This window comes from Phenylobacterium sp. (assembly GCF_031412415.1).
GTDB lineage: Bacteria > Pseudomonadota > Alphaproteobacteria > Caulobacterales > Caulobacteraceae > Phenylobacterium.
In genome coordinates this window covers 1-10,414 of sequence record NZ_JANOCX010000007.1, presented here as the reverse complement: position 1 = coordinate 10,414, position 10,414 = coordinate 1, and the positions used below count along the sequence as shown (strand labels likewise).

11 protein-coding genes are annotated in these 10,414 nt (G+C 67.9%); 2 read left to right on the top strand and 9 right to left on the bottom strand.

What is annotated here, in order from left to right; all coding sequences use genetic code 11:
• Window positions 1-813 (bottom strand): UbiD family decarboxylase domain-containing protein (locus RMO04_RS00315; RefSeq protein ID WP_309642802.1); only part of this gene is annotated, 813 nt, incomplete at its 3' end.
• Between the two features lie 81 nt (window positions 814-894).
• On the opposite strand from RMO04_RS00315, the gene RMO04_RS00310 reads away from it, so the two are divergent.
• Window positions 895-1,119 (top strand): hypothetical protein, encoded by a 225-nt coding sequence (locus tag RMO04_RS00310; RefSeq protein ID WP_309642801.1) that lies wholly within the window; start codon window positions 895-897, stop codon window positions 1,117-1,119.
• Window position 1,120: 1 nt separating this feature from the next.
• On the opposite strand, the gene RMO04_RS00305 is transcribed toward RMO04_RS00310, so the two are convergent.
• From RMO04_RS00305 to RMO04_RS00285, 5 genes are all read right to left on the bottom strand, one after another.
• Window positions 1,121-3,460, bottom strand: coding sequence for a DNA/RNA non-specific endonuclease (locus RMO04_RS00305; RefSeq protein WP_309642800.1), 2,340 nt, complete (start codon window positions 3,458-3,460; stop codon window positions 1,121-1,123).
• 79 nt (window positions 3,461-3,539) lie between these two features.
• Window positions 3,540-3,893 carry an MmcQ/YjbR family DNA-binding protein gene (locus RMO04_RS00300; RefSeq protein ID WP_309642799.1) on the bottom strand — a complete coding sequence of 118 codons (354 nt, stop codon included), beginning with the start codon at window positions 3,891-3,893 and terminating at the stop codon, window positions 3,540-3,542.
• Window positions 3,894-3,900: 7 nt separating this feature from the next.
• Complete coding sequence (locus RMO04_RS00295; protein WP_309642798.1) at window positions 3,901-4,470, bottom strand: YdeI/OmpD-associated family protein; 570 nt, start codon at window positions 4,468-4,470, stop codon at window positions 3,901-3,903.
• On the bottom strand, window positions 4,470-6,233 hold the full coding sequence (locus RMO04_RS00290; protein WP_309642797.1) for a gamma-glutamyltransferase family protein: 1,764 nt from the start codon (window positions 6,231-6,233) through the stop codon (window positions 4,470-4,472). The genes RMO04_RS00295 and RMO04_RS00290 overlap by 1 nt, the downstream gene beginning before the upstream one ends.
• A gap of 74 nt (window positions 6,234-6,307) precedes the next feature.
• Window positions 6,308-6,865: a YkgJ family cysteine cluster protein gene (locus RMO04_RS00285; RefSeq protein ID WP_309642796.1), complete on the bottom strand. Its 558-nt coding sequence runs from the start codon at window positions 6,863-6,865 to the stop codon at window positions 6,308-6,310.
• 101 nt (window positions 6,866-6,966) lie between these two features.
• Here RMO04_RS00285 and RMO04_RS00280 point away from each other — a divergent pair, with 101 nt between their 5' ends.
• Window positions 6,967-7,902, top strand: coding sequence for an aminoglycoside phosphotransferase family protein (locus tag RMO04_RS00280; RefSeq protein WP_309642795.1), 936 nt, complete (start codon window positions 6,967-6,969; stop codon window positions 7,900-7,902).
• Here RMO04_RS00280 and RMO04_RS00275 read toward each other — a convergent pair.
• From RMO04_RS00275 to RMO04_RS00265, 3 genes are all read right to left on the bottom strand, one after another.
• On the bottom strand, window positions 7,899-9,131 hold the full coding sequence (locus RMO04_RS00275) for a trypsin-like peptidase domain-containing protein (protein WP_309642803.1): 1,233 nt from the start codon (window positions 9,129-9,131) through the stop codon (window positions 7,899-7,901). The genes RMO04_RS00280 and RMO04_RS00275 overlap by 4 nt on opposite strands.
• 127 nt (window positions 9,132-9,258) lie before the next feature.
• Window positions 9,259-9,603, bottom strand: coding sequence for a VOC family protein (locus tag RMO04_RS00270; protein ID WP_309642794.1), 345 nt, complete (start codon window positions 9,601-9,603; stop codon window positions 9,259-9,261).
• Window positions 9,604-9,647: 44 nt separating this feature from the next.
• Complete coding sequence (locus RMO04_RS00265; protein WP_309642793.1) at window positions 9,648-10,310, bottom strand: methyltransferase; 663 nt, start codon at window positions 10,308-10,310, stop codon at window positions 9,648-9,650.
• Window positions 10,311-10,414: the final 104 nt, after the last annotated feature.

Below are 10,414 nucleotides of genomic sequence, written 5' to 3'. Positions count from 1 at the left end.
CACGGTCTTGCAGGCGACCAGCTCGGCCTTGGCCCCCCGCATCAGGCCGGCGAACTGGTATTCGCTCAGCGTGTCCGGCACCGGGGTAACGGCGGCCAGGATGGTGCCGGGATCGGCGCCGATCACCGCGCAGGCGGGCAGGGCGTCAGGCTTGCCCGCGGCTTTCCAGCGGCGGTGGTGCTGGGCGCCGCCGCGATGTGCCAGCCAGCGCATGATCGTCTTGTCCTTGCCGATCACCTGCATCCGGTAGATGCCCAGGTTGTAGTCGTCCTCGCGCTCGTCCGACGGACCCTTGGTGACCACCAGCGGCCAGGTGATCAGCGGCGCGGGCTCCCCCGGCCAGCAGGTCTGGATCGGCAGCTTGGTGAGGTCGATCTGGTCGCCCGTCCAGACCACCTCCTGCACCGGCGCCTTCTTCACGGTGGCGGGGCGCATGGACATGACCGTCTTGGCCAGCGGCAGCATGTCCCAGGCGTCCTTCAGGCCGCGCGGCGGCTCGGGCGCGCGCAGGAAGGCCAGAAGCTCGCCTACCTCGCGCAGGTCGGCGGCCGTGGTCCGCTCGCGGCCGTCCAGGGTGACGCCCATGGCCACCCGCTTCACCGTGCCGAACAGGTTGATCAGGCAGGGCATGGACGAGCGTTCGCCGTCGGCGCGGATGACGTTCTCGAAGATCACCGCCGGGCCGCCCTTGGCCAGCAGGCGGCGATGGATCTCGGTCATCTCGAGCACGGACGACACGGGCTCGCTCACCCGCACCAGCTCGCCGGCCGCCTCCAGCTTGGCGATGAACTCCCGCAAGGACCGATAGGCCATGACGTCTCCTCAGTTCGCGGCGGAAGCTAGGGCGCGGGCGGGCTGGTGTCACGTCCGGCGCTCCCGTAAAATCGCGGGATCATGAAGCGCATCGATCTCGACGACTTGCCGCCCAAGCTCGCCCAGCTCCTGGCGAGCGTCGAGGAAGGCGAGGAACTGCTGCTCGTCCAGAATGGCGGCGTGGCCGGCCGGCTCACCGGCGGCGCGCCGATCGCCCAGACCCCGCCCGATCCGGAAGAGCCCACTCACGAGCGCGCTGCCGAGGTGTTCGAGAACTTTCGGGCGTCGATCGAGGACGAGTTCTAACCTAGTCTTCGCGATCCTTGCGGCCGGCCTTGTCACGCTTCGCGCGGCTCTTGGTCGATCCGAGATCGATCTCCTCGAACCCCCTGATCGCCTCCGAGCCCTCGCCCGCCCGGACGTCGGCGTCGCGCACGGCGTCGCCGAAGTCGAGGTTGGTCAGTCTCTCGACCTCGGTGACCGTGGTCAGGAAGTCGTCGACCTTGTCGAGTTCGCCAGGCGCCTGGAACGCCTCGGCTTCGTTGAGGCCGCCGATGGCCTCCGAGCCCAGAGCCTCCGGCCAGACCTCGATCACCTTGGTCTGGTCGGCGATCATGGCGATCGACCTCAACGCGCCGTTCTCGACCCAGACCGTGACCTTGAAGAACTTGCCGGGCACCTTGATGCTGCGGAAAGTCCGGTCCTTGGCGTCGTCGAAGATCGGTCCGGTGAAGCTGGTGACGCGCTGCTTCTCGGCGACCGCGTTGCGCAGCACGTAGTTCTCCACCGCCCGCCACAGCTTGCCGCCGCCGGTACCGGCGATCTGGGACGAGGCGGTTCCCTGGTTGAAGAAGCCGACCTGCGGCGAGCAGTTGGTCCAGTGGAAGCTGTCGGCCTCCGCGCTCAGCGCCTGGTCGTCGGTTCCCCACGCTGGATCCAGGCGGCGAACCAGATGGCCCCGCTGGAACATGCGCGCGATCCGCCGGGGATCATTGCCTCTCGGGAAGCCGGGGACCTTTTGCGATCCGTAGGTCTCCGGGCCGGCGACGTCGCCCTTGTCCAGCCGCGGATCGTCGTACCAGGTCTCGGTCGCCTCGGCGCCCTCCGGCTGGGCCATGCTCTCGAGGCCGGCGGAGTCCGGCCGCAGCGGCGTGACGGTCTTGGTGTCGCGGTCGACGCTCTTGGCGCTGGCGCCGTCGATGTTGCAGGCCGTGTAGAAGGCGAGCTTGCGTGCGCGGTTCATGACGACGCTGAAGTGGTGATACTTCAGGACGAAGGGATCGTCCCCAGGCCCCGCGAGCTTGTTCCTCGCCGCGACCGCCTGCTGGGCCGAGGTCAGCTTCGGCAGCTCGACCACGAACCCATCCAGGAACTTCCGCTTATAGCCGCCTCGATCGCTGTAGGTCTTGCTGGGCGCGTTCTCGGCCGGACCAGGCGGCGGTTCGGCCGCACCGCCGTTGGCGGGGGGGCTGGGAGGGGGTGGCGGGGCGCCGCCGCCGCGCTCCAGGCCGGGCAGGCGGACGGAGACCTCCAACGGAATGGTCCAGGTGACTCGACCGTCGGCCTCCAGGCGTGCGCCGCCTCGCACGGCGCCCCCGACGCCGGACGCAGGCGTACTGGACTCCGACTCCGGTTCGCCGACCGCCAGGGCCGCCACGACCCGCGCGCGCATGTTCGGGGGCATGGCGGCGAGCTTGCCGCGAAGGCTCTTCACAACCGAGCTGATCCGCACGCCCTCGTTGACCTCGATCGACAGCTCCTGACCGGCCTCGTCCACGCGCCCGATCCAGGGGCCGCCCCAATGGTGCAGGGCGATCACGCGCCACTCGCTGTTGAACACCGGTGAACCCGACGAGCCCGGCTCGGTGTCGGCCACGTAGTGCAGGGCGTCGGCGACGCGCGCCACGAGGCGGTTTTCCCGCAGGACCACCTCCTTGAACCGGCCTTGCGGATGCTGGACCACGTTGGCGAACTCGCCGAGCATGTGCTTGTCGGAAGCGTCTGACAGCGCCGACCACCCGAAGTCTTCCAGCCGGGCGTCGCCCGAGATGCGTCCGCCCACCGCCACGAGCGTGTAGTCCAGCCCATCGATCGGATCGCTCACGAACACCGAGGTGTCGATGGCGAAGCGGGTCACGCTGCGCGGCCGGCCGGAGAGGTCGAGTTCATAGTCGAATTCGAGACAGAACCGCGGCGCGGCCATCGGGTCCGTCAGGACGTGGCAATTGGTCAGGAACAGACCTTCGCCGACCAAGAAGCCCGAGCCCTGGGCTTGGCCGTTCAGGAACGCCACCCGACCGACCGATCGGGCGGCGCGCGCGCCCCGGGCCAGGAAGGCGACATTGACGAAGTCCGTGGTGTCGCCCCAGACCTTCTCAGGCCGCGCGATCAGGCCGGATGGGCCGAGCCGCTCCAGCGCCGCCCTGGCGCGTCCTGGCGCCTCGGACGCGTTCTCGATGTTCTGCGCGACCATCTCCGCCTCGCGGCCGGTCAGGCCGGATTTCGCCTGCAGCCGGGTACGTAGGCGACTGGGATCTGTCTCCGCGGCGTATGGATTTCCCGCCGCGACGTTCTGCAGGGAGTTGAGGATTTCGGGCATGGCCGCCTCGATCCTCGAACGCGCAATCTGCTCAAGCTCAGAGTTCATCTCGCGATCCTCCAGGGGACCGCATCATCTCATTCAAGGTTGTGGGACGAGTCAACGCAACTTCTGTGACAAGAATCCGTCATTCGAGAGCGGTCTTCTCGGCGTCCGCCGCCTTCACCGCCTTCTTCGGCGCGATCTTGCGCCATCGCCGGTCGAGGAAGTTGCGGAACGACCCCGCATGCAGGTTCTCGATCCTCGCCAGCACGCTGGGAAAGTCCTTGTAGTGCGGCGTGATGTGGAAGGTCTGCGGCTCGGCCTCCATCAGCATCTCGCGTTCGTCATGGCTGACATCCAGCAGGACCACGCTCTGGTCCTCGGCGCGCAGGCGCGTGAAGAACTTGCCATGGATCTTGAAAGAGGGCTGGCCATAGGAGGAGCCCTCTTCCGCGCCGGGGAAGGACAGGGCGATCTCGCGCACGTCGTCTGGGGTCATGGTGAGCCTACTTGGTCGGTGAGCCGAGCTTGCGCCCCAGGGCCGAGGCGTCAATCAGGATCGCCATGCGCTTGGCTCGGGTGGGCTCGGTCTTGGCGCTGACCACTCTGTGGATCGCGACCTTGCGATACCACGGCGGGAAGGCCTCGAAATTGGCCCAGGCCATCGCATTGGCCTTGAACCGCTCGAGCTCCTCCGCACCAAATGCCTGGTCGCCCTTCTCGTAGGAGTACTGGTGGGTGCGATGCTTGCCCACGTCGTAGGCGACCTGGCCCGCGGGGTTGATCCGGCCCTCCGCCTTCAGCTCCGCGAAGCGCTTGATGTTGACCTGGCTCCAGATTCCGCCCGGCTTCCGGGGCGTGAAGCGGATGCGGTAGTTCTCCGCGTCGATGGAATGGCGCACGCCGTCGATCCAGCCGAAGGACAAGGCTTCGTCCACCGACTCCGGCCAGGTGATCGATTTCAGGCCGCTGCCCTTCTTGCGAAAGCCGACCGATAGCTCGCCCGCCGTCGCGTGGTGTTCAACCAGCCAGGCGCGGAACGCTTCCGGGGTCTCGAAGAAGGTCGGGCCGCTCATCAGTAGGCGAGCGCCACGCCGTCCTTGCGCATCTCGGTCGCCGCGGCGTAGCGGCCAGGCCATCGCTCGATCGCCTGATAGCCGCCATAGCCGCCCCGGTCGGGCGCCATCTTCCAGCCGATCCTAGCCAGGGCCTCGCGCGTGGCCGTGGGGACGCCGGTCTCCAGGTTTAGCACCCCGATCCCCTGCTGCGCCTCGCCGGTAGGTTCGCTCGACCCGCCGTGATGCCACCGGGGACTGTCGCCCGCCTCCTGCACGCCCAGGCCGAAGTCGACCATGTTGGAGATGATCTGCGCCTGGCCCTGGGGCTGCATGTCGCCACCCATGACGCCGAACGACAGCCAGGGCCTGCCGTCCTTGGTAGCGAAGCCGGGGATAATGGTCTGGAACGGCCGCTTGCCGGGCGCGAAGATATTGGCGTGGCCGTCCTCGAGGGCGAAAAGTTCGCCGCGGTTCTGGAACATGAAACCCAGGCCGTCGGGCATCAGCCCCGACCCCATCCCGCGATAGTTCGACTGGATGATCGAGACCATCATCCCGTCCTTGTCGGCGGTGGTGAAATAGGTGGTGTCGCCCTGGCTGGGCGCCTGTCCGGGGTGAACCGGAGTCAGGATGCGGTCGGGGCGGATCAGGGCGGCGCGCTCGCGGGCATAGGCTTTCGACAGCAGCCATTCCGTAGGCGTCTTGTGGAAGTCGGGATCGGCGTAGAACTTGGCGCGATCCTCGAAGGCCAGGCGCTTGGCCTCGATGCCGTGGTGCAGGGCCGCGGCCGACTGGAACCCCATCGCCTTGATGTCGAAGGTGTCCATGATCGCCAGCATCTGCAGCGTGGCGAGGCCCTGGCTATTGGGCGATAGGCCCCAGACGTCGACGCCCTTGTAGTTGACGCTGTGCGGCGGATCCCACCGGGCATGGTGCGCGGCCAGGTCGGCCTTGGTCATCCAACCGCCGATGCGCTTGAAATAGGCCTCGATGGCGGCCGCCGTCTCGCCGCCGTAGAATCCTTCACGGCCATTGGCGGCGATGCGGCGATAGGTTCGAGCCAAGTCCGGGTTTCGGAACACCTCGCCCTCCCGCGGGGCCTTGCCGCCGGCCGCCCAGGTCTTCTTGAAGTTCTCGACCTCTTCGATCCCCGAAGCCGGCCGGCTGAAGTTGGTCAGCGAACGGTCGAGATAGAAGGCGACGTTCTGGGTGACCGCGTGACCCTGCTCGGCGTGGGCGATGGCCGGGCCGAACAGGTCCTTCCAGGCCAGTTTCCCGTAGCGCTGATGCAGGGTCCACCAGGCGTCGACGGCGCCGGGCACGCTGACCGAGATCGCGCCATGGGATGGGATCAGGCCGTTCTTGGCGCGGCCGCGCACGGTTTCAAGGCTAAGGCCCCGGGGGCTGCGGCCTGAGCCGTTCAGGCCCTCGACCTTGCCGGTCTTGGGATCCCACAGCATGACGAAGCAGTCGCCGCCGATGCCGCAGGCGATGGGCTCGACGAGGCCCAGCACCGCATTGGCCGCGATAGCCGCGTCCACCGCCGAGCCCCCGGACTTGAGGATCTCGATGGCCGCCAGGCTGGCGAGCGGGTGGGCGGTGGCCGCCGCGCCGTGGACACCCCAGGCGGCGCTGCGCGAGGCGAAAGTGGCGCCGTCCACGCGGTCGCCGCCATGCACGTCGGGGCGGTCGCGATTGGGGTTCTCGGACCTCGCCTGGGCCAGCGCCGAGGTGGCGAACGCGGCGGCGGGAAGGGCGGCCAGGAAGGTGCGGCGGCGCATGGCGGCTCCGAAGGCAAAAGCTCAACAGCCCGCACTATAGGGGCGCCTTTCGCCCTCGCACGCCCGAAGTTGGGCTAAGCCTTGCGCGGAACTGGCGACCCCTCGGCCTGGCTTGTCTCGGCCGCCCCGGTCGGCAGGTCGCTGAGGATCATGGCGTAGGGGACCATCTGCCCGTCGCGCTCGGCATAGCCGCACACCAGCTTGTGGTCGGGGTTCACCCGGCCCAGGTCGACGTCCTCGTGCGGGAAAACCACGATGCGCCGGTCGTCGATGCAGACCACCAGCTCGTAGCCCTCCAGCGCCCGCTGAGACATGGCCTTGATGCGCCGGTAGTAGGGTTCGCGCGTCCAGGCGCCCGGCTGGGAGGGATCGACGATGACGTTGAGCCGCTTGCCGTCCTTCTCGGTGTACATCAGGAACTTGGCGCGGTCCGGCCGCCACGCGTCGTCCAGCTTCTCGCTGTCCAGCCACAGGCACATGAAGCCGCGACAGGCTGGCGGCCGGTCGGCGTAGATCCCACATCCGGCGCCGCGCTTGAAGTTGCCGCACCAGACGCCGGCGGCCTTGTCCAGCGCCTGGATGGCCAGCAGCTTGCAGCACATCCCGCACTCGCCGCAGCTCTTGTCCGTCATGCTCGCCCAATCCGTTCGTCCGGCGTCGGACGATAGCGCAGGCGCGTGACGGTTCGGCGACGGGCTCGACGCGCGCCGCGGCGTTCGTGCAAGATCGCGGCATGACCGACAGGATCATCGAGATTCCCGAGCCGGTGCGCCTGCGCGCCGAGGCGGCGGGCGCGACGGGCCTGGCCTGGCTCGCCGGGCTGGGCGATCTGGTGGCGGGGCTGGAGCGGGATTGGGGGCTGACGGTCGGCCAGACCCTGCACGGGGGCACCGGTGGCTATGTAGCCCAGGCGGTGACCGCGAACGACGAGCCGGTGGTCCTGAAGCTGGGCATGCCGGGGGAGGAGGTGGGCGGCGAGATCGAGACGCTAAGGCTCGCCCAGGGGCGAGGCTATGTCCGCCTGCTGCGCCACGACGCGGCCCGCGCGGCGATGCTGCAGGAGCGGTTGGGGTCTCTGCTGAGCAGCCTGGACCTGTCGGTCGACGACCAGATGGCCGCCATCTGCCGGACGCTCAAGACGGCGTGGACGCCCATGGCGCAGGGCGAAGGCCTGATGACCGGGGCCGAGAAGGCGCGCTGGCTGGGCGCTTTCATCGTCGAGACCTGGGAGGCCCTGGACCGCCCCTGCTCCGAGCGCGCCATCGCTCAGGGCGTCGTCTTCGCGCAGTCGCGCCAAGACGCGTTCGACCCGGCGCTATGCGTGCTGGTCCACGGCGACGCGCACAGCCAGAACACCCTGCGGGTTCCGGGAACAGACGCGTTCAAGTTCGTCGACCCGGATGGTCTGATCGCCGAGCCAGCCTGCGACCTGGCCGTCCCCATGCGCGAGTGGAGCGCCGAGATGCTGTCCGGCGATCCGCTGGCGCTCGGCCTCGCCCGCTGCGCCCGGCTCAGCGCCCTGACCGGTGTCGAGGCCCGGGCCATCTGGGAGTGGGGCGTCCTAGAGCGACTGTCGACCGGTCTGCTGGCCACCAAGCTGACCTACCAGCCCGACGGTCGGGAGATGCTGGCCGTGGCCGACGCCTGGGCGCTGGGCGCGCCGAACTAGCTGGACGGCTTTAGGGATAGGAAGGCCAGGGCGTCGTCTATGGGGATGAAGAAGTTGACGCCGCGCATGACGCCCTTCTGCTCAATCCCGGAAACGGCCACGCCCACCACCGCGCCTTTCTGATCCAGCAATGGCCCGCCGCTGTTGCCCGGGTTCACCAGCACGTCGCTCTGGATGAAGTTATAGCCTTCAAGAATGCGGTTGGCCGAGACCACGCCCTGGCTGAGGCTGCCTTGCAGTCGGCGATCCAGGGGCGTTCCGATGGCGAAGACGGTCTCGCCTGCCTCAACGCCGTCGCGGCGAAGGTCCAGCGGCCGGCGGCCTCGCGCATCGGTTTTCACCAGCGCGATGTCGCGGCCCACATCGGATCGCACCACCTCGCCGACGGTCTCCACCCCATCCGCCCACTTCACTTTCAGAAACCTTGCGCCGCCCACCACGTGGCGATTGGTGAGCAGGTGGCCGTCCCGAGACACCAGGAAACCGCTGCCCATGCCGTCGCCGGCGAACAGCGCGACCACCGATCCGGAGGCCTCCGACAATGGACGCGCCGGTCCGACCTGCGCCATGGGTAGGGCGATCGACGGGGCGGCCGTCGGGCCGCGCATCGCCAGCGGCGACGGACCCGCGCTCAGCACAACGGTTCGGAAGCTTTCCGACGCCGCCAGGGCGCGAACATTGCCGGCCACGACCGCCTGCAGCATGGCGTCGACGATCTGGGTGCGTGGGTCCTTGAACTCGAGCCGCACGGTCGTGGGAATCTTGGCGAGGACCTTAGATTCCACGGGCGAATAGATCTGCCATTCGACCGACATCTGCACGCTGCCCACCGCCGGAACGTCCGCCAGTTCCAGCTTGCGGTCGCGCGATGTGAAGCCACCGCAGGCAAACAGCGAGACGTCGGTGATCAGCAACCCGACCTGCAGGTCGGCGCCATTGTCCTCGTCATCCTTGAAGAGGTTGCTGGGATCGCCAGCCACCTTGAAGCCTAGTCCGGCCAACTCGTCGCGAAACAGACGCTCGACGACAGGATCCATCTTGAATCCGTCCTGCGCCGCGTCCCAACCGACTTCGTTGTCGATCGGGCAGTTCCGGCCCCAAAGAATCATCGCCCATGGCTGGCCGTGCTTCATGGTGTCGCCGACCCGCGCCAGGGTGAGGCTACGCGGCTTTGCGCCGAGCGGCAGAGGATCGGCCCTCACCTCGGGCGGCGCGATTTCGCCCAGCACCGACAAGGTTGACTGCGCCTGCGCCGCCGAAGCCCAAAGAACTAACGCCGCGCCTAGAACGCCCACGCTTCTCAACATCGCCGTCCCCGACAGCTGCAATTCTGAAGCTCATTCAACCTGAAGGCGACTAACTCTCGGTAAACACTGCCAGCTCATTGCCGCTAGGGTCGCGAAAATGGAAGCGACGGCCGCCTGGGAAGCTGAAGATCGGCTTCACGACCAACCCGCCCGCGGCGACCACCCGGGCCTCCATGGCTTCCAGATCGTGGGCGAACAGGACAACAAGCGGCGCGGAGGGGACCTCCCCGGCATCCCCCTGAAAACCGCCGTCGAGGCCGCTCTCTTCGAAGGCCGCATAGCTCGGACCGTAGTCGGTGAACCGCCAGCCGAACGCCTGGGAATAGAACGCCTTGGTCGCGGGCAGATCGCCGCCGGGCATCTCCACATAGTCGATCTTGCCGTCTTCGCGCATGACGCTCTCCAGTATGCGTTCCTTATTTGTTCCAACCTAGAGTGTCAGGCCGGCAAAGTCCAGACGGCGGTTTTTTTCACCTCCCGGTCCTCCAGCTCGCGCGTGGTTTCGACCTGGTATTCGGCCAGCTTCTCCAGCCCGACCTTGGGAAAATAGCTGCGGCCGGGATCGCCGATCAACACGCGGACACCGCGCACGTGGGCGGCGGCCAGCCAGTCCATGACCTTCTCCGCCAGCGGTTTTTCATAACAGATGTCGCCCGCCAGGATCACGTCGGTCGCAGGCGCCGGCGCGTCCAGCAGGTCAGTGTCGGTGAAGGCCACGGTGACGCTGTTGGCCTTGGCGTTAAGCGACAGCGCCGCCTCGCAGAAGCTGTCGATGTCGGCGGCCAGCACCTCGTAGGCGCCGGCCTTCATGGCGGCGATGGCCACGATCCCCGAGCCCGAGGCGAAGTCGATAACCCGCTTGCCGGCGACCTCTTCAGGGTGATCGAGGATGTAGCGCGACAGGGCCTGGCCCCCGGCCCAGGCGAAGGCCCAGAACGGAGGGGGTAGGCCGATCTCGGCCAGGGCTTCCTCGGTCATCTTCCAGATCGGGGTGATCTCGTCGGCCAGGTGCAGGGTGAGCTCCGGCGTGTGCGGAGGCTGCTGCAGCCGGGTGTTGGCGAGGATGAAGGCCTGGCGGCCCTCCAGGGAGGGATCGATCATCCCGCCATCTAGCATGGCGCGAGATCGATCCTTAGGCCGGCTTGCTCGATGCCAGGCTCAACACCTTCAGATAGCCGCCGGGCTCCACCAGCATGCGCCGGGTC

Excerpts from the sequence above, each read along its gene's own strand:
- RMO04_RS00310 (WP_309642801.1), top strand. The coding sequence starts at position 895 with ATGAAGCGCATCGATCTCGACGACTTGCCGCCCAAGCTCGCCCAGCTC.
- RMO04_RS00285 (WP_309642796.1), bottom strand. The coding sequence starts at position 6,865 with ATGACGGACAAGAGCTGCGGCGAGTGCGGGATGTGCTGCAAGCTGCTG.
- RMO04_RS00300 (WP_309642799.1), bottom strand. The coding sequence starts at position 3,893 with ATGACCCCAGACGACGTGCGCGAGATCGCCCTGTCCTTCCCCGGCGCG.
- RMO04_RS00305 (WP_309642800.1), bottom strand. The coding sequence starts at position 3,460 with ATGAACTCTGAGCTTGAGCAGATTGCGCGTTCGAGGATCGAGGCGGCC.
- RMO04_RS00295 (WP_309642798.1), bottom strand. The coding sequence starts at position 4,470 with ATGAGCGGCCCGACCTTCTTCGAGACCCCGGAAGCGTTCCGCGCCTGG.
- RMO04_RS00265 (WP_309642793.1), bottom strand. The coding sequence starts at position 10,310 with ATGATCGATCCCTCCCTGGAGGGCCGCCAGGCCTTCATCCTCGCCAAC.
- RMO04_RS00280 (WP_309642795.1), top strand. The coding sequence starts at position 6,967 with ATGACCGACAGGATCATCGAGATTCCCGAGCCGGTGCGCCTGCGCGCC.
- RMO04_RS00270 (WP_309642794.1), bottom strand. The coding sequence starts at position 9,603 with ATGCGCGAAGACGGCAAGATCGACTATGTGGAGATGCCCGGCGGCGAT.
- RMO04_RS00290 (WP_309642797.1), bottom strand. The coding sequence starts at position 6,233 with ATGCGCCGCCGCACCTTCCTGGCCGCCCTTCCCGCCGCCGCGTTCGCC.